This window comes from Kitasatospora sp. NPDC058048 (assembly GCF_042885555.1).
Lineage (GTDB): Bacteria > Actinomycetota > Actinomycetes > Streptomycetales > Streptomycetaceae > Kitasatospora > Kitasatospora lactacystinica.
Genome location: NZ_JBHVRT010000012.1, coordinates 208045 through 234971 on the forward strand (window position 1 = coordinate 208045; position 26927 = coordinate 234971).

At 73.5% G+C, this 26927-nt stretch carries 10 protein-coding genes (1 of these 10 running past the window's edge); 8 read left to right on the plus strand and 2 right to left on the minus strand.

Annotated elements, in window-relative coordinates; all coding sequences use genetic code 11:
- Positions 1–2842 carry the 5' portion of a non-ribosomal peptide synthase/polyketide synthase gene (locus ACFVVA_RS16155; protein WP_387689922.1) on the minus strand. Its footprint begins 17438 nt before the window's first position, so the window shows 2842 of its 20280 coding nt (coding positions 1–2842); it begins with the start codon at positions 2840–2842; its stop codon lies beyond the left edge, outside the window.
- The gene (locus tag ACFVVA_RS16160) at positions 2842–15795 is read right to left on the minus strand and encodes an amino acid adenylation domain-containing protein (protein WP_387689924.1); all 12954 of its coding nucleotides are present in this window, start codon (positions 15793–15795) and stop codon (positions 2842–2844) included. Before ACFVVA_RS16160 ends, ACFVVA_RS16155 begins: the two co-directional genes overlap by 1 nt.
- Positions 15796–16893: 1098 nt before the next feature.
- On the opposite strand from ACFVVA_RS16160, the gene ACFVVA_RS16165 reads away from it, so the two are divergent.
- The 8 genes from ACFVVA_RS16165 (at position 16894) to ACFVVA_RS16200 (ending at position 26878) form a co-directional block, all read left to right on the plus strand.
- The gene (locus ACFVVA_RS16165; protein ID WP_387689926.1) at positions 16894–18189 is read left to right on the plus strand and encodes a cysteate synthase; all 1296 of its coding nucleotides are present in this window, start codon (positions 16894–16896) and stop codon (positions 18187–18189) included.
- A gap of 43 nt (positions 18190–18232) precedes the next feature.
- Positions 18233–19561, plus strand: coding sequence for a PLP-dependent aminotransferase family protein (locus tag ACFVVA_RS16170; RefSeq protein WP_387689928.1), 1329 nt, complete (start codon positions 18233–18235; stop codon positions 19559–19561).
- Between the two features lie 61 nt (positions 19562–19622).
- A complete protein-coding gene (locus tag ACFVVA_RS16175) occupies positions 19623–20384 on the plus strand; it encodes a thioesterase II family protein (RefSeq protein ID WP_387689930.1) in 762 nt (253 codons plus the stop codon).
- A gap of 57 nt (positions 20385–20441) precedes the next feature.
- Complete coding sequence (locus ACFVVA_RS16180; RefSeq protein WP_359897597.1) at positions 20442–20654, plus strand: MbtH family protein; 213 nt, start codon at positions 20442–20444, stop codon at positions 20652–20654.
- Positions 20655–20788: 134 nt separating this feature from the next.
- On the plus strand, positions 20789–21886 hold the full coding sequence (gene hppD, locus ACFVVA_RS16185; protein WP_387689932.1) for a 4-hydroxyphenylpyruvate dioxygenase: 1098 nt from the start codon (positions 20789–20791) through the stop codon (positions 21884–21886).
- Positions 21883–23052 carry an alpha-hydroxy acid oxidase gene (locus ACFVVA_RS16190; RefSeq protein ID WP_387689933.1) on the plus strand — a complete coding sequence of 390 codons (1170 nt, stop codon included), beginning with the start codon at positions 21883–21885 and terminating at the stop codon, positions 23050–23052. Before hppD ends, ACFVVA_RS16190 begins: the two co-directional genes overlap by 4 nt.
- A 65-nt stretch (positions 23053–23117) precedes the next feature.
- Positions 23118–24131: an AfsA-related hotdog domain-containing protein gene (locus ACFVVA_RS16195; RefSeq protein ID WP_387689935.1), complete on the plus strand. Its 1014-nt coding sequence runs from the start codon at positions 23118–23120 to the stop codon at positions 24129–24131.
- 26 nt (positions 24132–24157) lie between these two features.
- Entirely contained in the window at positions 24158–26878 is a 2721-nt protein-coding gene (locus tag ACFVVA_RS16200; RefSeq protein ID WP_387689937.1) for a BTAD domain-containing putative transcriptional regulator, read from the plus strand.
- Positions 26879–26927: the final 49 nt, after the last annotated feature.

A 26927-nucleotide genomic window follows, 5' to 3' on the forward strand; every position in this document is an offset into this window, starting at 1 on the left:
CGATCTCCGCGCCCGTGTCGGGCACCACGTAGCCCGTCAGCCGCTTGTCGCCGGGGGCGTCCTCGCGGACGATCACCGCCGCCTGGGCGACACCCGCCCGACCGAGCAGGGCGGCCTCGATCTCGCCCAGTTCGATGCGGAAGCCGCGGATCTTCACCTGGTCGTCGGTCCTGCCCAGGTACTCGAGCGTGCCGTCGGCGCGCCAACGGGCGAGGTCCCCGGTGCGGTACATCCTCCCTCCTTGCCCGCCGCCGGGCAGGAGGGGCCCATCCCCCGCCTCGCCGAACGGGCAGGCCACGAAGCGCTCCGCCGTCAGACCCGGACGGTTCAGGTACCCACGGGCCAGCTGCTCGCCCGCGACGTACATCTCGCCCGGCACGCCGACCGGCGCCGGCCGCAGTCCGGCGTCCAGCACGTAGACGCGCAGTCCGGGGATGCCCTCGCCGATCGGGCTGCCCAGGGAGCCCTCGACGGCCGTCGACCGGTCGAGCCGGAGGTGGCTCACGTGCACGGTGGTCTCGGTGATGCCGTACATGTTGACGAGTCGCGGGGCGTCGTCCCGGTGCCGCGCGTACCACTCGCGCAGGCGGCCGGTGTCGAGCGCCTCGCCGCCGAACACGACCGTGCGCAGCCGTAGTTCGGACCCGAGGTCCGGGTGCTGGGCCTCGGCCTGGGCCAGCTGGTAGAACGCGGACGGCGTCTGGTTGAGGACGGTCACGCCCTCGCCCGCCAGCAGGCGCAGGAACTCCACCGGCGACCTGGACACCTCGACCGGCACGACGACCAGGCGGCCGCCGTGGAGCAGCGGGCCCCACAGCTCCCACACCGAGAAGTCGAAGGCGAAGGAGTGGAACCAGGTCCACACGTCGTCGGCGCCGAACTCGAACCACGGCTGCGTCTCGTCGAGCAGGCGCACCACGTTCCCGTGCGGGACGACGACGCCCTTGGGGCGGCCCGTCGAGCCCGAGGTGTAGATGATGTACGCGGTGTTCGCCGGGGACAGCGCGCCGGGGACCTCGGCCGGCAGCGGCACGTCGCCCTTGCCGGCGGACAGCCGCGCGAGGGTCTCCGGGTCGTCCAGGACCACCCGGAGGACGGCCTCCTCGTGCGCGACCGCTCCCGCCGACGCGGTGGAGGTGATCACCAGGGTGGGGGCGCAGTCCGCGAACACGAAGCTGATGCGGTCCGACGGCGAGGCCGGGTCGACCGGCAGGTAGGCGCCGCCGGCCTTCAGCACGGCGAGCAGGGCCACGACCAGGTCGAGCGAGCGTTCCAGGCAGACCGCGACGGAGGTCTCGGGCCCGACGCCGTGCCGGACCAGCAGGGCGGCCAGCGCGTCCGAGCGCTCGGCGAGTTCCGCGTACGTGAGCCGGGCGTCGCCGAGGACCGCGGCGACGGCGTCGGGCGTCCGCTCGACCTGCGCCGCGAAGAGCGCCGGCAGGGTCGCCGCCGGCCGGGTGCTGCGCGCGGGGGTGTGCCACGCGTCCAGCAGGCGGTGGCGCTCGGCCGGGCTCGTCACCTCCAGCAGGCCGAGCGGCCGGTCGGGGTCCGAGAGCGCCGAGTCGAGGACCTGGACGAACCGCTCCGCCATCGCCTCGACGGTCGCCGCGTCGAACAGGTCGGCGGCGTAGGTGATGCTGCCGGCCAGACCGGCGGGCCGGCCCTGGGCGTCGAAACGCTCGGCGAGCTGGACGTCGAGGTCGAACTTGGCCGGACGCTGGTCGCCGCTCAGCGGCTCGACCTCCAGGCCGGGCAGCCGCAGCTCCGCGTCCGCGTTGTTCTGGACGCTCAGGGTCACCTGGAACAGCGGGTGCCGGGACATCGAGCGGGCCGGTGCCAGGTCCTCCACCAGGCGCTCGAACGGCAGGTCCTGGTGGGAGAACGCCTCCAGCGACGTCCCCCGGACCTGCCGGAGCAGGTCCCGGAAGGTGGCCTCGTCGGCGACGCGCGCACGGAGCACCAGCGTGTTGACGAACAGGCCGACCAGGTCGTGCAGGGCCTCGTCCAGGCGCCCGGCGATCGGCACGCCGATCGGGATGTCGTTCCCGGCCCCGAGCCGCGACAGCAGGACGGCGAGGGCCGCCTGCGCCGCCATGAAGACGGTGGCCCCCTCGGCCTTCGCGGTCCGCACCAGTCGCTCGTGGAGCCCGGCGGGCACGGTCAGGTCGACCACGCCGCCCACGTGCGAGGCGCGGGTGGGACGCGGCCGGTCGACCGGGAGCTCCAGCTCGTGCGGCATGCCCGCGAGCGCCTGGCGCCAGTGCGCCAGCTGCTCGTTGAGGAGGCTCTCCGGATCCTCGTCGGCGCCGAGCACGTCCTGCTGCCAGAAGGTGTAGTCGGCGTACTGGACCTCCAGCTGCTCCCACTCGGGCGCCCGCCCGTCCCGGCGCGCCGCGTAGGCGACGGAGAGGTCCCGTGCGAGCGGGCCCCTCGACCATCCGTCGCTCGCGATGTGGTGCACCACGACGATCAGCGCGTGGTCGTCCGGCGCGGTGGCGAACAGCCGGGCCCGGAACGGGATGTCGTGCTCCAGGTCGAAGGTGTGCCGGGCGGCCGCGGCCAGCGCCGCCGGCAGGTCCGCGGTGTCCACCTCGGTCACCGGCAGGTCGATCCGGGCCGACTCGGCGGCCAGGACCTTCTGGTACGGCTTGCCGTCCTTGGCCGGGAAGACGGTGCGGAGGACCTCGTGGCGCTCCACCACGTCCCTCAGGGCGTCCCGCAGGGCCTCGCGGTCCAGGGCTCCCCGCAGGCGCAGGGGGAGCGAGATGTTGTACGTGTCGCTCGGCCCCTCCAACTGCCCGAGGAACCACAGCCGCTGCTGAGCGTAGGACAACGGGATCATCAGATCTCCTCCTGCCTGGTGCGACGACGCAGGGCGGGCCTGGTGCGCTTGGGACGGTTGATGTGGGACGAAAGGCCCGCCACGGTGGGGCTCTCGAAGATCGCCCTGAGAGGCAGTTCGACCTCCAGGGCGGAACGGATCCGGCTGACCAGCCGGGTGGCCAGCAGCGAATGCCCGCCGAGTTCGAAGAAGCTGTCGTCGATGCCGACCCGCTCCAGTCCGAGGACCTCGGCGAACGCCTCGCACAGGAGCGTCTCCTCGGGCGTCCGGGGGGCGCGGTAGGAGGCCTCCAGCTCCGCCGTGCGGTCGGGGGCCGGAAGGGCGCGGCGGTCGAGCTTGCCGTTGACGGTCAGTGGCAGAGCGTCCAGGGCGATGACGGCGGAGGGGACCATGTAGTCGGGCAGGACGGCGGCCAGGGCCGTCCTGACCTCGGCCGTGTCCACCTCGGCACCGGTGACCGGGACGACGTAGGCGGTCAGCCGCTTGTCGCCCGAAACGTCCTCGCGGACGATCACCACACCCTGCGCGATGCCGGGTCGGGCGAGCAGGGCGGACTCGATCTCGCCCAGCTCGATGCGGTAACCGCGCACCTTCACCTGGTCATCGGTGCGGCCCAGGTACTCGAGCGTCCCGTCGGCGCGCCACCGCGCCAGGTCGCCGGTGCGGTACATCCTTGCGCCCGCCTCACCGAACGGGCAGGCCACGAAGCGCTCCGCCGTCAGACCCGGACGGCCCAGGTAGCCGCGCGCCAACTGCACACCCGCGATGTACAACTCGCCCGGCACGCCCACCGGAACCGGTCGCAGTGAGCCGTCCAGCACGTACGCCCGGGTGTTCCACATCGGCCGTCCGATCGGCACGACCTCCGACCCGTCCAACTCCTCCGGGAGCAGGAAGTCGGTGCACCCGACCGTCGCCTCCGTCGGACCGTAGTGGTCCACCACCGCGACACCCGGATGACGCTCACGCCACTGCGCCACCGCCGCCGCCTGGACCGCCTCACCGCCCACCATCAGCCGACCCGACGGACTCACCCGATCGCCCAACGAGTCCAGCACCGCCAACGCGCTCGGCGTCACCTTCATGAACGACGGACGCCGACCACCCAACACACCCGGCAACCCGTCGTCCAACGCGGCGACCACCACCTCGCCACCGCACACCAGAGCCCCGTACAGACCCGTCACACCCGCGTCGAACGACACCGACGCGTGCAGCACCGTCAGCCCCGAAACCTCCGGATACGCCTCCACACACCGGACCACGTAATTCACCAGGCCCGCCTGCGTCACCACCACACCCTTGGGGCGACCGGTGGAGCCGGAGGTGTAGATCACGTACGCCGGACTCTCCGGACGGTGGCCCGCACGCTCCGGGTTCGAAGTCGACAGCGCACTCAGGGCGTTGACGGTCTCGACAGCATCGATATCGATCCGCCGGACGCCCTCGGCCGCCTCCCCGGCCGCACCGACGCCGCCGGCGGTCAGCAGCACCACGGGACCGCTGTCGGCCACCGTCGCCGCCAGCCGCTCGACCGGGTACTCCGGGTCCAGCGGCAGGTACGCCGCCCCCGTCTTCCCCACCGCCAGCAGCGACACCACCAGCTCCACCGAGCGCGGCAGGCACACCGCCACCAGATCCTCCGGCCCGACGCCCTCGGCGACCAGCAGATGCGCCAACCGGTTCGCCCGCTCGTTCAACTCCCCGTACGTCACACCACCCGCCGCATCCGACACCGCCACCGCACCCGGCGACCGCACCACCTGCGCCTCGAACAGCTCCGGCAACGTCACCGCCGGCACCTCACGCGCCGTGTCGTTCCACCCCCACAGCACCAGCTCCCGCTCCGCCTCGCCCAACACCTCGACCCGGTGGGCCGGTTGGCGCTGATCGGCGGCCATCGCCGCGAGCACCCGGTGCAGCCTGGCGCCGAACTGCTCGGCCGTCCCGTGCTCGAAGAGGTCCCGGGCGTAGACGATGCGGCCCCGCAGGCCGGCCGGGCGCCGGTCGGCGGTGAAGCACTCCTCGAACGTGAAGTCGAGGTCGTACTTGGCCGGCCAACTGCCGTTCGGCAGGCCGCTGACGTCCAGCCCGGGCAGGTCGAGCGTGGCTCCCTCGTTGTTCTGGAGGACCAGCATGACCTGGAACAGCGGGTGGTGGTTCAGCGAGCGAGCAGGAGCCAGGCTCTCCACCAGTCGCTCGAACGGGACGTCCTGGTGCGCGAACGCCTCCAGTCCCGCCTCGCGGACCCGGTTGAGCAGGCCGGAGAACGTCGGCGAACCGGAGAGGTCCGTCCGCAGGACCAGGGTGTTGACGAAGAACCCGACCATGTCGTCCATGGCCGCGTCCGTGCGCCCGGCGACCGCCGTACCGATCGGGATGTCCTCCCCCGCGCCGAGCCGGGACAGCATCGTGGCCAGGGCGGCCTGGAGCACCATGAACATGGTCACGCCCTCGGCCCGGGCGAGCCTGGTCAGCTCCTCGTGCAGCCCGGCCGGGACGGTCAGCTCGACGACCCCGCCGCGGTGGGTCAGCGCCGCCGGGCGCGGACGGTCCGCCGGCAGCTCCAGCTGCTGCCGGGTGCCGTCGAGCGTCTTCTCCCAGTAGGCGAGCTGACGGTTCAGCACGCTGCCCGGGTCGTCGTCCGCGCCGAGCAGGTCGCGCTGCCACACCGTGTAGTCGGCGTACTGCACCGGGAGCGGGGCCCAGTCGGGCGCGCCGCCGGTGCTGCGCGCCGTGTAGGCGGACGAGAGGTCCTGCGCCAGCGGGCGCATCGACCAGCCGTCGCCGGCGATGTGGTGGATCACCACCAGCAGGACGTGCTCCTCGGGCCCGACCGCGAACAGGGTCGCCCGGATCGGGATCTCCGTGGCCAGGTCGAACGGGCGGGCGGCCTCCCGGGCCAGCAGCCCGTCGACATCGGCCGCGGCCGCCTCCACCACCGCGAGCTCGCAGCGGTACTTCTCCGCGGCGAGGACCCGCTGCCGCGGCTCCCCCGCCGGGGCCGGGAAGACCGTCCGCAGCACCTCGTGCCGCGCCACCACGTCCCGCAGGGCGTCCGCCAGCGCCGACCGGTCCAGGGCGCCCTCGAACCGCAGCGCCAGCGGGATGTTGTAGGCGGCGTTCGCGCCGTCCAGCTCGTTGAGGAACCACATCCGGCGCTGCTCCAGGGAGAGCGGCACCACGTCCGGACGGGCGGTGGCGACCAGCGCGGGCGCGGCCTCCTCCGCCTTCGACAGCCGGGGCGCCAGCGCGGCCACCGTGGGGCTCTCGAAGACCACCCGCAGCGGCAGTTCCACCCGCAACGCCGAACGGACCCGGCTGACCAGCCGGGTGGCCAGCAGCGAGTGCCCGCCCAACTCGAAGAAGTCGTCGTCGACGCCGACCCGCGGCAGGCCCAGGACGTCCGCGAACGCCTCGGACAGCAGCTGCTCCTCCGGTGTCCGCGGCGCCCGGTAGGACGCCTCCAGCGCCGCCGCGTGGTCCGGGGCCGGGAGAGCACGGCGGTCCAGCTTGCTGTTGGCCGTCAGCGGCAGCGCCTCCAGGGCGAGCACCGCGGACGGGACCATGTAGTCCGGCAGCACCGCCGCCAGCTCCGCGCGAAGGACGGCGGCGTCCAGCGCCGCGCCCGCCTCGGGCACCACGTAGGCGGTCAGCCGCTTGTCGCCGGGGACGTCCTCGCGGACGATCACCACACCCTGGGCCACGCCCGGCCGGGCGAGCAGGGCGGACTCGATCTCCGCCAACTCGATCCGGAAGCCGCGGATCTTCACCTGGTCGTCGGTGCGGCCCAGGTAGTCGAGCGTGCCGTCCTCGCGCCAGCGGGCGAGGTCGCCGGTGCGGTACATGCGCTCCCCGGCCTCGCCGAACGGGCAGGCCACGAAGCGCTCCGCGGTCAGGCCCGGACGGTTCAGGTAGCCCCGGGCCAGCCCGGTGCCGGCGATGTACAGCTCGCCGGGCACCCCCACCGGCACCGGCCGCAGCGCGGCGTCCAGCACGTACACCCGGGTGTCGTCCATCGGGCTGCCGATGGGCAGCGTGTGCCCGAGCTCGGCCCTGGCGGCCATCGGGTGCTGGGTGGCGCACAGCGTGGTCTCGGTCGGACCGTACAGATGGCGGACGGTCAGGTGCGGGAGGGTGTCGAGCAGCCGCGCGACCGCGGTGGGCGGCACGACGTCGCCGCCCGTGAGCACCTCCGTCACGTCGGCGAAGATCTCGGGGTTCTCCTCGCTGATGACGCGGAAGAGCCCGGCCGTGACGTGGACGTGGGTGGCCCGGGTGTCGCCGATCAGCCGGTGCAGGGTGGCGCTGTCGAGCTTGACCTCCGGCGCGATGGAGACGCTGCCGCCGTGGACGAGCGGGACCCACAGCTCGTAGGTGGAGGCGTCGAAGGCGTGCGGGGCGTGGAACAGCACGCGGTCGGCCGGGCCGACGTTCCAGCGCGAGTCCCGCACGAGGGCGGCGACGTCGGCGTGCGTGGTGACGATGCCCTTGGGGGTGCCGGTGGAGCCGGAGGTGTACATGATGTACGCCGCCTGGTCCGGCAGCACCCGCGTCGGGCTCACGGGCTCCATGGTGTCCGCGCCGTACGAGCCGTCCGCGCCGTACGAGCCGTCCGCTGCGGGCGAGACGGGCGCGGCGAGGACGTCGGCGTCGACGAGGACCACCCGGGCGCCCTGCGCCTCGGCCGTGCGCACGACCTCGTGCTCCCGCAGGGCGGAGTCGGCCACCAGCAGGTGCGGCCGGGCGTCCGCCAGGATGGCCGCCGTCCGCGCCTCGGGCGAACGCAGGTCCAGCGGGACGAACACGCCGCCCGCCTTGGCGATCGCCAGGAAGGTGGTGACCAGCTCCGTGGACCGGTGCATGCCGACAGCGACCGGCGCCTCCGGCCCGACCCCGTAGCCGGCCAGGACGCGGGCCAGGCGGTCGGCGCGTGCGTCGAGTTCGGCGTAGGTCAGCGTCTCGTGGTCCGGGGTGTCCGTGGTGTCCGGGTCCATGGCGCGCGTGCGCACCAACGCGACCGCGTCCGGCGTCCGGGCGGCCTGCGCCTCGAACAGCTCCGGCAGCGTCGCGGCCGGCAGCTCCCGCGCGGTGTCGTTCCAGCCGCGCAGCAGCTGGTCCTGCCGACGGTCGTCCAGGACGGCGACCGTGTCCAGCGTGGCGGCGGAGTGCGCCTCCAGGGCGCCGACCAGGTTCTCGACGGCGGTGTGCAGCAGGCCGCAGACGGTGTCGGAATCGATCGGCTCGGCCGCGTGCACCGTGAGCCGGAAGCCGACGCCGGTGTCGTCCACCGAGGCCGTCACCGGGTAGTTGTTCCGCTCGTGGGCGTACAGGATGTCGATGCCCGCGATCCCGGTTTCCAGCAGGCTGCCCTGACCGGACTCCGAACGCGGCTTGCTGTGGCGGTAGTTGAGGAGCGAGGTGAACAGCGGACTCTGGGCGGGGAGCCCGGCCACCTGCTGGGCGAGCGCCAGAGGAGCGTGCTCGTGCCGCAGCAGCTCGCCCAACTGGACCTGGACCGACCGCAGTCCGGCGTCCAGCGGACGGGTGGCGTCGATCCGGATCGGCAGGGTGTTGATGAACAGGCCCGGGGTCCGGCTCGCCGTGTCACCGGCATCCATCCGGCCGAGCAGCACGGTGCCGAACACGGGGTGCGTCTGGCCCGTCGTCGCGGCCGCGACGCGCGCCCAGGCGAGGTGGAACAGCGCGGCGGCACTGGCGCCGTGACGACGCGCCGACTCCCGTATCCGGACGGCCAGTTCGGCCGACAGCTCGACGATCGCCTCGCCGGTGTCACTGCCGTCGCCGCGGGTGCCCAGGACGCCGTAGGGCGCGGTGGGCTCCTCGACCTCGCCGAGGGCGCGCTCGAAGTAGGCGCGGTGCTGGTCGGCGGTGACCGCCAGGCGGGCGTGGGCGACGAAGTCGCGGTACGGCGCCGGCGCCGACAGGCGCTCGACGTCCTGGTCCAGGTGCGCGCGCACCTCGTCCAACAGGATCTCCAGCGCCTGGTGGTCGCGGATCAGGTGGTGGCTGCGCAGAGCGACCAACCAGCGTCCATCGGAAGTGATGCGAGTGATCGTCAGATCGAGCATCGGTGCCTGCCGGATGTCCATCGACGGCGGGCAGGCCGCCAGCAGCCGGGCCACCGCGTCATCGCCCTGGTCCCCGGTGAGCGCGACCTCCTCGACCGCCAACGGCGCCCGGCGCAGGACGACCTGGAGCGGCTGGGAGATGCCCTCCCACAGCACGACCGTCCGCAGGATGTCGTGCCGGTCGACGACGTGCTGGAGCGCGGTCACGAACGCGTCGACGCGCTCGCGGGAGTCGAAGCCCAGAACAACCGGGACGATGTAGACGTCGCGGCCCTGGTCCGCGTCCAGCAGGTGGTGGAAGAAGATCCCCTCCTGCAGCGGCGCCAGCGGGTAGATGTCGGCGATGTTCGCCGCACCGCCCGGCACCTGCTCCACGATCCGCGCGAGATCGCCCTCGGTGACCTCGGCCAGCGTGACCATGTCCGGGGTGAGGACGGTCGCGTCGCTGGGGATCCGGTTCTCCGGCACCACGAAGGCCCGGCCGGTGTCGACGGCCGCGAGTCCGGCCGGAGTCGGCGCCTGGAAGAGCGCCCGCACCGAGACCTGCAGGCCGCGCGAGCGCAGGCGCTCGACCAGGGTGACGGCCAACAGGGAGTGCCCGCCGAGCTCGAAGAAGTTGTCGTCGATGCCGACCTGCTCCAGCCCGAGGACCTCGGCGAACACCTCGCAGAGGAGTTCCTCGTCCGCCGTGCGCGGCGCCCGGTAGGCCTCCTGGATCGCGGTGATCTCGGGGGCCGGGAGAGCGCGGCGGTCGAGCTTGCCGTTGACGGTCAGCGGGAGTGCGTCCAGCGCCGTGATCGCGGACGGGACCATGTACTCGGGCAGGACGGCGCCCAGCCCGGCCCTGATCTCGGCGGTATCCACCTCCGTGCCGGCGGCGGGCACCACGTAGGCGGCGATGCGCTTGTCGCCCGGGACGTCCTCGCGGACGATCACGGCCGCCTGCGCGACATCGGGACGGCCCAGCAGGGCGGCCTCGATCTCACCCAGCTCGATGCGGTAGCCACGCACCTTCACCTGGTCGTCCGTACGACCCAGGTAGTCCAGCGTGCCGTCCTCCCGCCAACGGGCGAGGTCACCGGTGCGGTACATGCGCTCCCCCGGCCCGCCGAACGGGCAGGCCACGAAGCGCTCCGCCGTCAGACCCGGACGGTTCAGGTACCCACGGGCCAACTGCACACCCGCGAGATACAACTCGCCTGCGACACCGACCGGAACCGGCCGCAGCGCCGCGTCCAGCACGTACACCCGGGTGTTACTGACCGGCCCACCGATCGGCACCGTCGCCGTCCCCGGCACACACTCCCAGGCGGTGACGTCGATCGACGCCTCGGTGGGGCCGTACAGGTTGTGCAGCGGGATGCCCATGTCGCGCAGGAACGCGTCCCGCAGCTCCGGCGACAACGCCTCGCCACTCGCGAACACCGCCCGCAGAGATGTGCAGGTCCGCGCGGCCGGCTCCAGCAGGAACACCTGCATCATCGACGGGATGAAGTGCGCGACGGTCACGCCCTCCGCGCGGATCACCTCCGCCAGGTAGGCCGGATCGCGATGCCCGTCCGGACGCGCGACCACGAGCGTTGCGCCGGTGGTCAGCGGCCAGAAGAACTCCCACACGGACACGTCGAACCCGACCGGAGTCTTCTGCAACACCCGATCCGACGGCGTCAGGCCGTAGTCGTCCTGCATCCACGCCAAACGGTTCACCACACCGTCGTGCGCAACCACCACACCCTTCGGACGACCCGTCGACCCCGAGGTGTAGATCACGTACGCCGGACTCTGCGGGCCATGGCCCGGACGCTCCGGGTTCGAAACCGCCCGCATGCCAAGCGCGTTGACAGTGTCCGGGCTGTCCAGATCGATCCGCCGGACACCAACTGCCAAGGCCTCGTCCATCGTCACACTGTCGGTGACCAGCACCGCCGGACGGCCGTCCTCCAAGGTCGAGGCCAGACGCTCCGCCGGATAGTCGGGGTCCAGCGGCAGATACGCCGCCCCCGCCTTCCCGATCGCCAGCAACGACACCACCAGCTCCACCGAGCGCGGCAGACACACCGCCACCAGGTGCTCCGGCCCAACGCCGGCCTCGACCAGCAGGTGCGCCAGGCGGTTCGCCCGCTCGTTCAACTCCGCGTACGACACGACCTCACGCGCAGCACCACTGCCGAACACCACCGCCACCGCATCCGGCGTCCGCGCCACCTGCGCCTCGAAAAGCCCCGGCAACGTCCCCACCGGCACCTCACGCGCCGTGTCGTTCCATCCGCGCAGCACCAACTCCCGCTGCCTGTCGTCGAGAACGGCGATCCGGTCGAGCGTGGCGGCGGAGTCCTGCTCCAGCCCGCCGACCAGGTTCTCCACCGCCGTGCACAGCAGACCGCAGACCACACCCGAGTCCATCGGAGCACACGCCTGCACGGTGAAACGGAACCCGACACCGGTGTCGTCCACCGACACCGTCAGCGGGTAGTTGTTGCCCTCATGGGCGTACAGGATGTCGATGCCCGCGATCCCGGTCTCCGGCAGGTTCCCCTGGCCGGACTCCGAACGCGGCTTGCTGTGACGGTAGTTGATGAGCGAGGTGAACAGTGGACTCTGCGCCGGCAGGCTGGTCGCCTGCTGGGCGAGGGACAGCGGGGCATGCTCATGGTTCAGCAGTTCGGCCAACTGCGCCTGCGCCGCCCGCAGTCCTTCGCCCAGTCGCTGGGTGGCGTCGACCCGGATCGGCAGCGTGTTGATGTACAGACCCGGCGTACGGCTTGCCGCACCTCCCGCGTCCATCCGGCCGAGCAGCACGGTGCCGAACACCGGGTGCGTCTGCCCGGTCGTCGCCGCCGCGACCCGCGCCCACGCCAGGTGGAAGAACGCCGCCGCACTCACACCGTTCAGGCGCGCCAACTTCCGGACATGAGCGGCCAATTCGTCCGACAGCTCGACGATCGTCTCACCGACCTCGCCGCCGTCGCCGTGGGTGTCGAGCACGCCGTACGGCGCGGTCGGCTCCTCGACGTCACCGAGCGCCCGCTCGAAGTACGCGCGGTGCTGCTCGGCGGTGACCGCCAGGCGCGCGTGCGCGACGAAGTCGCGGTACGGCGCCGGTTCCGGCAGGCGCTCGACGTCCTGGTCCAGGTGCGCGCGCACCTCGTCCAGCAGGACTTCCAGCGCTTGGTGGTCCCGGATCAGGTGGTGGCTGCGCAGAACGACCAACCATCGGCCACCAGCGGTCCCCTGAGTGACAGTCAGGTCAAGAAGTGGTGCCCGTCGGATGTCCATCGACGGCGGGCACGCCGCCAGCAGCCGGGCGACCGCGTCGTCACCGGCATCGGCCGCCGGGGCGATCTCGGACACCACCAGCGGAGCCTGCCGCAGGACGACCTGGAGCGGCTGGGACAGTCCCTCCCAGAGCACGGCCGTCCGCAGGATGTCGTGCCGGTCCACCACGGACTGCAGCGCGGACACGAATCCGTCGACCCGCTCCCGCGAGTCGAAGGCCAGCACGGTCGGCAGCGTGTAGACGTCACGACCCTGGTCGGCGTCCAGCAGGTGGTGGAAGAAGATGCCCTCCTGCAGCGGCGCCAGCGGGTAGACGTCGGCGACGTTCGCCGCACCGCCCGGCACCTGCTCCACGATCCGCGCGAGATCGTCCTCGGTGACCTCGGCCAGCGTGACCATGTCCGGGGTGAGAGCGGTCGCGTCCCGCGGGATCCGGCTCTCCGGCACCACGAACGCCTGACCTGCGTCAACGGCCGCCAGCCCGGCCGGAGTCGGCGCCTGGAACAGCGCCCGCACCGACACCGACACACCGCTCGCCCGCAGCCGCTCCACCAGCGTCACCGCCAGCAGCGAATGCCCGCCGAGTTCGAAGAAGTTGTCGTCGATGCCGACCCGCTCCAGTCCGAGGACCTCGGCGAACGCCTCGCACAGGAGCGTCTCCTCGGGCGTCCGGGGCGCCCGGTAGGAGGCCTCCAGTTCGGCGGTCCGGTCCGGGGCCGGCAGGGCACGGCGGTCCAGCTTGCCGTTGACGGTCAGCGGCAGCGCCTCCAGCAGCACGACCGCGGATGGGACCATGTAGTCGGGAAGCGCCGTCGCGAGCGCATCCCGCAGCGCGACGGCATCCAGCTCCACGTCCGCATCCGTGTCCGGGACGGCGTAGGCGGTCAGCCGCCTGTCGCCGGGGACGTCCTCGCGGACGATCACCACACCCTGGACCACACCCGCCCGACCGAGCAGGACGGACTCGATCTCGCCCAGCTCGATCCGGTAACCGCGCACCTTCACCTGGTCGTCGGTGCGCCCCAGGTACTCCAGCGCCCCGTCCTCACGCCAACGGGCCAGGTCACCGGTGCGGTACATCCGCTCACCTGCCCCGCCGAACGGGCAGGCCACGAAACGCTCCGCCGTCAGACCCGGACGGCCCAGGTAGCCGCGCGCCAGCTGCACACCGGCGATGTACAGCTCACCCGCCGCACCCACCGGGACCGGACGCAGCCCGGAATCCAGCACGTACGCCCGGGTGTTCCACATCGGCCGGCCGATCGGCACGACCTCCGACCCGTCCAGCTCCTCCGGAAGCAGGAAGTCGGTGCACCCGACCGTCGCCTCCGTCGGACCGTAGTGGTCCACCACCGCGACACCCGGATGACGCTCACGCCACTGCGCCACCGCCGCCGCCTGGACCGCCTCACCGCCCACCATCAGCCGACCCGACGGGCTCACCCGATCGCCCAGCGAGTCCAGCACCGCCAACGCGCTCGGCGTCACCTTCATGAACGACGGACGCCGACCACCCAACACACCCGGCAACCCGTCGTCCAACGCGGCGACCACCACCTCGCCACCGCACACCAGAGCCCCGTACAGACCCGTCACACCCGCGTCGAACGACACCGACGCGTGCAGCACCGTCAGCCCCGAAACCTCCGGATACACCTCCACACACCGGACCACGTAATTCACCAGGCCCGCCTGCGTCACCACCACACCCTTCGGCCGACCCGTCGACCCCGAGGTGTAAATGACATACGCCGGACTCTCCGGACAGTGACCCGCACGCACCGGATTCGAAGTCGACAGCACACCAAGCGCATCGGCGCTCTCCGCGGCGTCCAGGTCGATCCGCCGCACCCCGGCGTCGACGCCCAGGCCCGGCCCCGCCGTCGCACCGGAGGCGACCAGCACCGACGGCCGGGCGTCCGCCACCGTCGCCGCCAGCCGCTCGACCGGGTACTCCGGATCCAGCGGCAGGTACGCCGCCCCCGCCTTCCCCACCGCCAGCAGCGACACCACCAGCTCCACCGAGCGCGGCAGGCACACCGCGACCAGGTCCTCCGGCCCCACACCCTCGGCGACCAGCAGATGCGCCAACCGGTTCGCCCGCTCGTTCAACTCCCCGTACGTCACACCACCCGCCGCGTCCGACACCGCCACCGCACCCGGCGACCGCACCACCTGCGCCTCGAACAGCTCCGGCAGCGTCACCGCCGGCACCTCACGCGCCGTGTCGTTCCACCCCCACAGCATCAGCTCCCGCTCCGCCTCGCCCAACACCTCGATCCGCCGGAGCGGGGTGTCGGCGGGGGCGGCGGCCATCGCCAGCAGGGTGTTGCGGAAGAGCGCCACCTTGGCGCGGTTGGTGTCGTCGCTGTAGAGCTCGGGGTTGACGTCCGAGGCGATGCCGATGAGGCCGTCGGTGGAGTTGTCGTAGAGCGACAGCGAGAAGTCGTTGAAGTGGCCGCCGCCCAGCGGCTTCAGCCGGACCGAGCAGGTGCCGAAGGCGAGGTCGTAGTCGAACGGCATGGCGCTCATGACCAGGCTGAACAGGTTGCCGCGGCCGACCAGCCCGAGGTCCCGGAGGATGTCCTCGTAGCGGTACCGCTGGTGGCGCAGCGCGGTGCGGATCGCGGTCCCGACCCGCCGGACGAGTTGCTGGAGGGTGAGGTCGTCCGACACGGCCACCCGGATCGGCAGCATGTTGGCCGCCATGCCGGGGACGTCGAGTTCCTGGCGGCTCCGGCCGAGGACGGGGACGCCGATGACGACGTCCTCGACGCCGGTCAGGCGGTGGAAGCAGAGCACGGAGGCGGCGATGGCCAGGCCGGAGACGGTGGTCCGCAGACCGCGTGCGGCCGTGCGGAGGTGCGCGGAGGTCTCGGCGTCGACGGTCTCGGCGTGCCGGGCCAGGGTGTGCGGGGTGTCGACGGGCGGGCGTCCGCCGCTGAGGCTGGGCATGTCCGGCCGGTCGGCCAGGGTTTCGGCCCAGTAGGCGCGGTCCTCGGCGAAGCTCGCCGAGGCGCGGTACTCGGTGTCCTTGTCCAGGAGGGTGTCCAGCGGCACCGTCCGCGGCTCGGGCACCGGGCCGCCGGCCGCGAGGGCGGTGTAGTGGGCGGCCACCCGGGAGGCGACGATGGCGCCACTGAAGCCGTCGGCGGCGATGTGGTGGCCGCGCTGGTACCAGAGGTGGCGGTCGGCGGCGACGCGGAACAGGGCGTAGGTGAAGAGGCGGTCGCGGTCCAGCCGCATGGGCCGGGCCAGGTCGGCGCGCATCCAGGCCTCGGCGGCGGCGACCGGGTCGTGCTCGGCGCTGACGTCGAAGGTGTGCAGCGGCCAGTCGTCCGGGGCGGCCACGTACTGGCGCAGCGAGGTGCCCGATCCGGTGAAGCGCACGTGGAGGGGTTCGACCCGTGCGGTGATCTCCCGTACGGCCCGCTCGAACAGCTGCTGGTCCAGGTCCCCTTCGATCTCCAGGCACTGGGCCACGCTGTAGACGGGGTTGTCCGGGTCGAGTTGCTGAGCGTTCCAGATGCCTCGCTGCGCGGCAGAGAGCTCCTTGTACGCGACGCCGACTTCTGACGTGCTCATACCACTCCATCGTCCCGTTGTGAGCGTGTTTCCACGCGTGCGTGCGTGCGGGGCCCGGGGTCGTCCGGCCTCGGGGCAGGGGCCTCCCGGGGGAGGTGCCGGCGCCGGGAGGCCGCCGCGACGGCAGGCCGAGGCCTCGGCCTGACCCTGCGGAGGAGGGACGGCCGGGCGCGGAATCGGGCGGGCGGGCGACGGGGGACGCGGGCGGGCCGGACGGCGGCCGCTCCGGCGCCGGGCAGCCCGAGCCGCCCCCTCGGGGAAACCGGAACCGCGGGAATCCCGGGCGACCGGTCATGGTCTGTCCGCTTTTCGGATCAATCCTGGCGCGGACCGGCCGACGCGTCAGTGAACCGCCGGCGAAAGAAGTGTGGAGAAAACGGCGGGCATTGACGCAGAACCCCCCCTGCGTGGAATGGGCCGACGGCCCCGCCCGCGAATCGAAGGACCCTCTTCGGTACATCTGGCGAGACCATTCCCGCCACAACGCTCACACATTGACTTTCCCCCGTATTGCCGACACTTCGCCACGCGAAGCGCACATGATGAACCATGCGCGGCGATCGCCGCTCCCGCGTCCGGATGGCAGACTCGGCCAACATCCGACGGGCTCCTGAGCAGGCGTCAGGACAGTAAAGTCGATCTTCAGAAGCCCTGCAATGTGAGCCCGGTCACAGGAAAACTGCGATTGCGGCGTCTATGCTGGTCACTCGCAAGCCCGCAGAACACGCTTGCTGCACACGTCGGGGGACAACGGGGTATGATGAACAGTTTTCGACCCATTCCAACAGGGTCCACAGCAATCCTTCTTTTCGGGGCCACGCCCCTCTGAAATCTGTCCTGAACATGTCATAAAGCCCATCGGTCCCCTTCCTTAGAAGGCCGCCGAGGCGTTTATCAGGCAGTCTTTTCCCTTTTTCCGGATATCGACGCCGCGATTGTCGCGCGTCGCACTTCGGCGTGCCCGGCAGGTCCCGGTGCGCGCCGGAAAAGGGCTGAACACGCATGCCTCCGACCGTGCGGCAGGGGCCGGTCCGCGATGTCCGCGGACAGGTGCGCCCGCGGCGGGGACGCCGTTCGACGCGAAAGGAACGCACCCTCGTGGATCCTGCTTGTACCTACCTGCTCGTTTGCGCCGGCTGCGACTGGCGGAGCTCCGACGACGGGCTCTGCCTGAGCTGCCCGCGATGCGGGGACGACACCCTGCTGCGCAGCGAGTACGCGGAACAGCGGTTCACCGTCACGCCGGAGCGGTCCGGCATCTTCCGCTACGACTGGCTGCCGGTCCGACGCGAGGTCGAGGGCTCCCACCGGCCGGCCGTCTACCGGAGCGCGGGGCTCGGGAAGGCCCTCGGCCTGACCGACCTGTGGATCTCCTTCAGCGGGTACTGGCCCGAACGCGGCTGCCGGATGACCTCCGGCTCCTTCAAGGAGCTCGAGGCCTTCGCGGTGCTGGGACGCACCCCCGAGCAGGCCGGTGTGATGGTCATCGCCTCGGCCGGCAACACCGCGGCGGCCTTCGCCGCGGCCGGGAGCGAGGGAGTCCCCCGGCTGCTGGTGGTCCCGAGCCGGGCGCTGCCGACCGTGGCGGCCGCCGACGCGGGGTCGGCGGACGTCCAGGTGGTCGCGCTCGAAGATGCCACGTACAACGACGCGATCGACTTCAGCCGGAAGCTGATCGCCTGCGGTCCCGGGTTCTTCGCCGAGGGCGGGGTCCGCAACGTCGGCCGCCGCGACGGGCTGGGCGTGGTCGCCCTCGCCGCCTTCGAGGAGATGGGGGTCCTTCCCGAGGTCTACGTCCAGGCCGTGGGAAGCGGCGCCGGGGCGATCGCCGTCCACGAGGCCGCCGAGCGCCTCATCGCCTCCGGTGCCGCCGACGGGCAGTCGGTCCCGCGGATGCTCCTGTGCCAGAACGCGGACTTCGCCCCGCTCGGCCGGGCGTGGCAGGGGCAGCCGGAGGACCCGGCACGGGCCGCGGCACCGCTCGACCTCTACGCCCCGGAGCTGGCCAACGCGACGCCCCCCTACCTCGTCGGCGGCGGTGTCCGGGACGTCCTGCGCGCCGGCTCCGGCGACATGCTGGTCGCCGGCCGCGCGGAGGCGGAGGCGGCCCGGGCGGTGTTCGAGGAGCTGGAGGGCATCGACATCGAGCCGGCGGCCGCCGTCGCCGTGGCGGCGCTGCGCGACGCCGTCCGGGACGGGCGGCTCGCGCCGGACGCGACCTGCCTGCTCAACGTGACGGGCGGCGGACGCCGCAGGCTGCACGCCGACGCCCCGGCCGCCGCGCCGCGGGCGTGGCTGGTGTCGCGCGGCGACTCCCCCGACGAGGTCGCGGCGCGCGTGCTGGACGCCTTCGCGACCGGCAGCCGACCGCGCGCCGTCGCCTCCGTGCGCTGAGCCGGAACCTCCGAGCCGAACCGTCAGAAGGGAAGTGGGCCCGTTGGGCAACCGCACCGTGGCAGGCTCGTCCCTGCCCCTCGACGTCCGGGACCTGCACGAATCGCTGGGCTCCCCGGTGAGCGCGTCGATGAACTTTCTCAACGAGGTGTCCCAGGACTACCCGGACGCGGTGTCCTTCGCCGCGGGCCGACCGTTCGAGGGCTACTTCGACCTCGACGACGTCCACCGCCACCTCGACGTCTACCGCCGCCACCTCTCCGAGCGTTTCGACGGTGACGAGGCGAAGGTCCGGCGCACCGTCCTCCAGTACGGCCGCACCAAGGGCGTCATCCACGAACTGGTCGCGACCCACCTGGCCGTCGACGAGGGCATCGTGGTGGACCCGGAGGCCGTCGTGGTCACCGTTGGCTGCCAGGAGGCGCTCTACCTGACCCTGCGGGCGCTGCGCGCCACCCCCGAGGACGTGCTGCTCGCGGTGACGCCGAGCTACGTCGGGGTGCACGGGGCCGCCCAGCTCGTCGACATGCCGCTGCTCCCGGTCCGGGAGTCCGCGGCGGGCGTCGACCTGGCGGACCTCACCGCCGTGGTGCGGGAGGCCAGGGCGGCGGGCCGGCGTCCGCGGGCCCTCTACCTCGTACCGGACTTCGCCAACCCCGGCGGGGTGCGGATGAGCCGGGAGGACCGGCTGCGGACCCTGCGCGCCGCCGCGGAACTCGACCTCCTGGTGCTGGAGGACAACCCGTACGGCCTGCTCGGCGACCCCGACGGGCCCCCGACCATGAAGGCCCTCGACACCGACGGACGCGTCGTCTACCTCGGCTCGTTCGCCAAGACCGGGCTCCCCGGCGCCCGGGTCGGCTACGTGGTCGCGGACCAGCCCGTCACCGGCCCGCGGGGCGGGGCCGGCCTGCTGGCCGACGAGCTGGCGAAGATCAAGAGCATGACGACGGTGAACACCTCGCCGATCGCCCAGGCCGTCATCGCCGGGAAGCTGCTGGAGAACGGGCACAGCCTGCGGGCGGCCAACGCGCGCGAGCGGGAGACGTACCGCGCGAACCTCCGGCTGATGCTGGACGGCCTGGCCGCGCGGTTCGGCGCCGGACAGGTGCCCGGCGTCTCCTGGAACACCCCGAGCGGCGGGTTCTTCCTGCTGCTCACCGTGCCCTTCGCGACGAGCGACGAACTGCTGGAGCTCAGCGCCGGCGGGCACCGCGTGCTGTGGACGCCGCTGCACCACTTCTACGCGGACTCCGAGCCGCGCCGGGTGATGCGGCTGTCCTTCAGCCACCTGCTCCCCGCGGAGATCGACGAGGGGCTGGACCGGCTGGCCGGCTTCGTCCGGGAGCAGGCCGCGGCCGCCGCGCGGTGAGGCCGGCCCGCGCACCGCGGGCCCCCGGGGTGCCATCGAGACCGAGGCTGAGAGGAAAGACGTGCGCCCAGCACACCAGTGGTTGCGAGTAGTGAAACCGTCGGCGGAGCCCCGCACCCGGATCGTCTGCTTCCCGCACGCGGGCGGCGCGGCGAGCTTCTACCGGGCGTGGGGGCCGTCCCTGCCCGACGGCGTGGAGCTGCTCGCGGTGCGGTACCCGGGGCGGGAGGACCGGCTGCTCGAACCGCCCGCGCGGACCATGGAGGCCCTGGTGGCCCCGGTGGTCGCCGAGTGCCTCCCGCTGCTCGACCGGCCGCTGGCGTTCTTCGGCCACAGCATGGGCGCGTCGGTCGCCTTCGAGGCCGCCCGCCGGCTCCAGGAGGCGCACGGCGCCCGGATCACCGCCCTGTTCGTGTCCGGGCGGTCCGGCCCCGGGCGGGAGAGCGTCCCGGAGCAGTCGTACGCGACCGCGCCCGACCGGGAACTCGTCCGGCACCTGAAGGAGCTGGGCGGCACGGAGACGGCCGCGCTGGACCACCCGGACCTGCTGGAGCTGGTGCTCCCGGCGGTCCGGGCCGACTACCGCATCGTGGAGGAGTACCGGGCCGATCCCGCCGGTGCCGTCCTGGACGTCCCCGTCGTCGCGTACTACGGGGACGAGGACGCCGACACCGACGCCGGGTCGGTGGCCGCGTGGGCCCCGGTGACGCGGGCGTCCTTCACCGCGCGGGCCTTCGAGGGCGGGCACTTCTACCTCACCGACCAGCAGGCCGGCCTGCTGCGGGACCTGCTGTCCCGGCTCGGCGTCCCGGCCGCCGACTGAACCGAGGCCGCCGCGAACCCGCGGCGCCGTCACCACCACCGCTAAGGAAAGACGACAGTGACGAACCCGTTCGAGAACAACGACGCCCCGTACCTGGTCCTGCGCAACGCGGAGGGGCAGCACTCGCTGTGGCCCGCCTCCGTCGAGGTGCCCGCGGGCTGGGAGACCGCGTTCGGCGAGGCCGGCCGCCAGGAGTGCCTGGACTACGTCGAGGCCAACTGGACGGACATGCGCCCGAAGAGCCTGGTCGAGGCCATGGCCGCCAACTGAGCGCCGCCGCACGTCCGTTCGCTGCCCGGGGCGGCCCGCCCCGGGCAGCGGACGGCACGCCACCCGAGCCTGCGCGGCCGGCGCGCCCGCCCCGCGCCGGTGGAGCCCTGCGACATTTCCAAGGAGAGAATCACGTGAGTGGGTCCGCGGTCTACGGCAACCTCGGCATCGAGTACGTCGAGCTGTGCGTGGACGACATCGACGCCGGCGCGGCCACCTGGGTCGGGCAGTACGCGTTCCGGGTCGTCGCCCCGCAGGTGGCGACCGGAGCGGGCCTCAGGAGCACCGCCCTCGCCCAGGGGGACGTCACGCTCGTCCTCACCGAGAGCCGGGACCCGGACCACCCCGCCGGCGCCTACACCGCACGGCACGGTGACGGGGTCGCCGACATCGCCCTGCGGGTCCCCGACGTGACCGCGGCCTTCGCCGAGGCCACCCGGCGCGGCGCGCGGCCCGTCGCCGCCCCGGCGCCGCACCCGGCGGGCGGCACCACCGCGACCGTCGGCGGCTTCGGCGACGTCGTGCACACCTTCGTCCCGGACGACGGCGCCGCACCGCCCGCGCTGCCCCACGGACTGGTCGTCGACCCGTCCGCCCTCGCCGCCGCGCGCGAGGTCGCGCCGCCCGTCGGCCTCCGGCGGATCGACCACTTCGCCGTGTGCGTCGACGCCGGCGAGCTCCAGGCGACCGTCGACCACTACGGCCGGGTCCTGGGCTTCGACACCATCTTCGAGGAACGCATCGTCACCGGTTCCCAGGGGATGGACTCCAAGGTCGTCCAGAGCCCCTCGGGAACGGTGACCTTCACCGTCATCGAACCCGACACCACCGCCGACCCCGGGCAGATCGACGAGTTCCTCGCCCGCCACGGCGGCGCGGGCGTGCAGCACATCGCCTTCTCGGTGGAGGACGCCGTGCGCTCCGTCACCGCCCTGTCCGAGCGCGGAGTGCGGTTCCTGACCGCCCCCGGCTCCTACTACGACCTCCTCGGCCGGCGGCTGACCCCGAAGAACCACCCGCTGGAGGACCTGCGCCGGTGGAACCTGCTGGTGGACGAGGACCACGCCGGCCAGCTGTTCCAGATCTTCACCCGCTCCGCCCACCCCCGCCGCACCCTCTTCTTCGAGGTCATCGAGCGCCTGGGCGCGGAGACCTTCGGGAGCTCCAACATCAAGGCGCTGTACGAGGCCGTCGAGCTGGACCGGGCGAAGCAGGGCGGTGCCGCGCGGTGACCGCCCCCTCCTTCCCCACCCCGGCGGTCCGCGACGAGCCCGCCGCCCGGTGGCAGCGCGAACCCGCCTGCCTCCAGGACCTGGAGCGGGCCGCCGCCGCGGTCCTGCCGCCGGACATCTGGGACTTCGTCGCCGGCGGCAGCGGCACGGAGTCCTCGGTGCGCGCCAACCGCGACGCCTTCGACCTGCTCCACCTGGTGCCGCGGGTCCTGCGGGACGTCGCCGACTGCGCCACCGCGTCCCCGCTGCTGGGCCGGGACACCGCGGCGCCGATCGCCGTCGCCCCGATGGCCTACCACCGGCTGGTGCACCCGGACGGCGAACTCGCCGTGGCCCGCGCGGCCCGGGACGCCGGCGTCCCCTTCGTCACCGGGACCCTGAGCAGCTACCCGCTGGAGGAGATCGCCGCCCAGGGCGGCCGGCTCTGGCTCCAGCTGTACTGGCTCAACGACGAGGCCAGGCTGTTCGACCTCGTCGACCGGGCCGAGCAGGCCGGCTGCGAGGCGCTGATGCTGACCGTGGACCTGCCCTGGATGGGACGCCGGCTGCGCGACGTGCGCAACCAGTTCACCCTGCCGCTGGACGTCCAGGCCGCCCACCTCGGTGACGGCTCGGCCTCCCGGGCCCACGCCCAGCGGTCCCGGACGTCCGCGGTGGCGGAGCACACCAAGGCCTTCATGACCGCCTCGCTCTCCTGGCGGCACATCGAACGGCTCCGCGAGCGCACCGGACTCCGGCTGGTCCTCAAGGGGCTCCTCGATCCCCGCGACGCCCGGCAGGCGGCGGAGCAGGGGGTCGACGCGATCGTCGTCTCCAACCACGGCGGGCGCCAACTCGACGGCGCCGTACCGCCGATGGCGGTGCTCCCGGAGATCCGGGACGCCGTGGACGGCCGCTGCGAGGTCCTGGTCGACGGCGCGGTGCGCACCGGCAGCGACATCGTCAAGGCCCTGGCGCTCGGCGCCGACGGCGTCCTGGTCGGCCGCCCGGTGTTCTGGGGCCTCGCCACCGGCGGCCAGGCCGGGGTCGGCGGCGTCCTGCGCATGCTGACCGAGGAGCTGCGGGACGCGCTCGGACTGGCCGGCTGCGACTCGGTCGAGGCCGCGCGGTCCCTGCGCGTGGTCACCTCCGCGCCGTTGCGGACGGTCTCCGCGCCGCACGGGTAGCCCCGGGGGCCCCGGCCCCCACCCGACCCGACGCTCCGGGCGCCACCGACCCGAGGACCACTGCCATGGATACAGCGCTCCCGTTCCCCTACCCGCCCGCCCGACCGGACGGGCCCTTCCCCGCCGGCGGCCGGCCCGCCGCGCCGCTGCACCTGCTGCGCCGCCCCTCCACCGCCGAGGGCTTCGCCCTGGACACCACCGCCCCGGAGGAGCAGCACTTCGTGCTGTCGGCCGAACTGCCGGACGAGCACGAGCTGTTCACCGACGGTCCGGGCACCTTCCACGACGTCCTGTTCCCGGCGGAGACGATGCACCAGGCGGCGCATTTCATCGCCCAGCAGTACTTCCGGGTCCCGGCCGACCGGCCCGAGGCCTTCGCCTCCAGCAGCGTCGACGTCCTGGACCTCTCGCCGTGGCGCCGCACCGGGCGGGCCGCCCACCTCGCCATGGAGCTCACCCTGACCCCGGGCGACGTGGTCAACGGCGTCCCGCGCGGCCTGGAGTGCGTGGCCCGGGTGGCCATCGACGGAGTGAACTGCGGACTCAACCGGACCAGGCTGGTGTTCGTCATGCCCGGGGTGCACCGCAGCCACCGCGCCCGGGGCAGGCGCGAGAGCCTGAACGACTCCTGCGCGGTGTCCGCGTCCGGCGCGAACGGGGCGCTGCGCCCGGCCCGCGTCGGACGGAGCGACCCGCGCAACGTGCTGGTCGGTCCGCCGCTCAGGGTCCTCGACGGGGAGTTCCTGCTGCCGGTCGACCCGGCCCCGGAGCACGGGCTGTTCCGCGCGGCGGCCGACGGCCCGATCCCCGGGTCGCTGTTCCTGGAGGCCTCCCGGCAGGCGTCCCTGCTGGTGGCCGCGGAGCTGCACGGCTTCGAGCCCGGCCACGCCGTCCTGACCCACTGGCGGACCTCCTACCGGGGCCTCGGGGACACCGACCTGCCGCTCGCCTGCACGGTCTCCTCCCGCCGCCCCACCCGGGACGCGGCCGGCCGGCCGGTCGCCCGGATGCGGGTCGTCTTCAGCCAGGGCAGCCGGGTCGTCGCCAGTGCCTCCGCCTCCCTCCTGCAGGACTGCTGAACCCGGCCGATCGAAAGGACCATGTGATGCGCTTCCGGATCCTGGGGCCGGTCTCGCTGTCCCCCCGCACGCCGTCCGCCGCCAAACCGCGCGCGCTGCTCGCGACCCTGCTGGTGCGCGCCGGGGAGGTCATCTCCTCGGACAGCCTGATCGACGAGCTCTGGGGGACCGAACCGCCCCGCACCGCGACCACCACCCTCCAGGTGTACATCTCCCAGCTGCGCAAGCTGCTGGCCGAGGGCAGACCCCCCGGCCTGGAGACCGAGGAACTGCTGCTCACCCGGTCCCCGGGGTACCTGCTGCGGGTGCCCGAGGAGGACTTCGACCTGGCCCGCTTCGAGACGCTGCGGGTGGCCGGCCGTACCGCCTACGAGCAGGGCGACTTCGCCGCCGCCTCCCGGCTGCTGCACGACGCGCTGGCGGTGTGGACCGGCCCGGCGCTGTCCGGCGTGCCGCACGGGGTGCGCCTGGAGAGCACCGCCATCCGGCTGGACGAGCTGCGGATGGAGTCGCTCGACCAACGGATCCGGGCGGACCTGCGGCTCGGCCACCACCGCAAGCTCGCCGGGGAACTGATGGCGCTGGCCACCGAGCACCCGCTGCGGGAGGCGCTGCACGGCCACCTGATGGTGGTGCTGTACCGCACCGACCGCCAGTCGGACGCCCTGCGGGTCTACGCCAGGCTGCGGCGCTCGCTGGTCGAGGAGCTCGGCGTGGAACCCGGGCGCTCGCTCAAGCGCCTCCAGGAGCGGATCCTGCGCTCGGACCCGTCCCTCGACTGGAGACCTCCCGAGCCGGCCGGCGGGTCCGCCGCCCGGGCCGCCTCCCCGACCACCGGGCCGCTGCGGGGGCTGCCCGGCGGGACGGAGAGGCTCATCGGCCGCCACGAGGAGACCGCCTCGGCCGAGCGGATGCTGCGCGGCGAGGCCGGCCGGCCGCCGGTGCGGCTGGTGGCGGTGGCCGGCCGGGCCGGCGTGGGCAAGACCGCGTTCGCGGTGCGGCTGGCCCGGCAGGTCGCGGACGCGTTCCCGGACGGCCAGGTGCTGGTCCGGCTGCGCGGGCCGCTCGGCCGGCCGCTGACCGCCGACGAGGCGACAACCGCCCTGCTGCGCGGGCTCGGTGGGGGCGACCACGGCGCGGCGGACCAGGTCCCGGCGGACCGCGGGCAGCTCACCGCGGCACTGCAGCGCGCCTTACGGGGGCGCCGGCCGCTGCTGGTGCTCGACGACGCGGGCTCGGAGGAGCAGGTCCGCCCCCTGCTGTCGGCGGTCGGCGACTGCTCGGTGATCGTCACCGGCCGGCGGATGCTCTCCGCCCTCGACGGCGCCCGGCACCTCGTCCTCCAGCCGCTGCGCCCGGACGAGGCGATGGAGATGCTCCACGTCGCCGGCGGGGAGCTGATGGCGGCCGACCCGGTGGCGGTGGCGGAGATCGCCGGGCTCTGCGGTCACCTGCCGCTCGCCCTGCGGGTCGCGGCGGCCTCGCTGGTCGCCCGTCCGCACACCACCGCCGAGGGCCTGGCGGCCCGGCTGCGCGACGAACGGACCCGGCTGGAGCGGCTGCGCGAGGGCGACCTCGACCTGCGGGCCTGCCTGATGACGGCGTACCAGGAGGCGCGGCCCGAGCAGCAGCGGGCGTTCCGGCTGCTGGGGCTGGCCCCCGTGCCCGACTTCGCGCTGTGGACGGTGGCGGCGCTGCTCGACGTCGAGGCGTCCGTCGCCGAGGAGCTGGTGGAGGGCCTGGTCCGCGCCCAGTTGCTGGAGACCAGGCCGCAGCCGGACGGGCAGGTCCGCTACGGCTTCCACGAGCTGCTGCGGGTGCTCTCCGGGGAACTGCGCCAGCAGGAGCGCACGGACTCGCTGCGCGCGGCGACGGCACGGCTGTGCGACGCCTACCTGTCCCTCGCCCGCCGGGCCGACGCGCTGCTCACGCCCGGCCGCAGCCGGCAGCCCGAGGAGCCGGCCCCGGCGCCGTCGTCCGGCGCGGGCGACCGGGCACCGGCGCCGTGCGCGCCGCTGGCCTGGTTCCGGCAGGAGGCCGCCGGGCTGGTGCAGTCGGTGCGGCTGGCGCACGCGGCCGGGCTGTGGTCCCTGGTGTGGGAGCTGGCGGGCAGTACCGCCGGGTACTTCCAGACCTGCGCGGTCTGGGACCAGTGGGAGGCCTCCCACCGGCTCGCGCTCGACGCCGCGCGCCGGGCGGGCTCCCCGGCCGCCGAGGCGGCGGTGCTCCACTCCCTGGGCGACCTCGCCTGGCAGCGGCGCGAGGCGGACCGGGCGCTCGGCCGGTACGGCGAGGCCCGCCGGCTGTTCGGCCTGGCCGGAGACCGGCTCGGGGCCGCGCGCTGCCGGATCGGCGAGGCCGACGTCCTGCTCGGCCTGGGCCGCCCGACGACCGCCGCCCGGCGGTACGGCCGGGCGCTGGCCCTCTGCTCGGCCGGCCACGACCTGCGGGGGGTCGTGGCCGCGCTGGGCGGTCTGGCGATGGTGAACCTGCACCAGGGGCTCCCGCTCGGCGCCCTCCGGCTGCTCGACGAGTGCGGGAGGGCCGCCGAACGGCTCGGCGACCGCCGCTGGGCCACCTACGCCCGCCGCACCGCGGAGCGGATCACCGGTCCGGACGGGCGGGCGGCCGCCGTGGAGGTCCGCCCGGGCATGTGGCTGCTCGACCCGGGCCGGCCGTCGTTCGCCCCGGCCGGCGCCGGGCGGACCGGCGGGCCGCCCGCCCGGCAGCTCCCTCAGCGGCTCTGAGTCCCGCTGAGGGCCGGCCCGCGCGGGCCGGCCCTCAGCGGGACTCAGA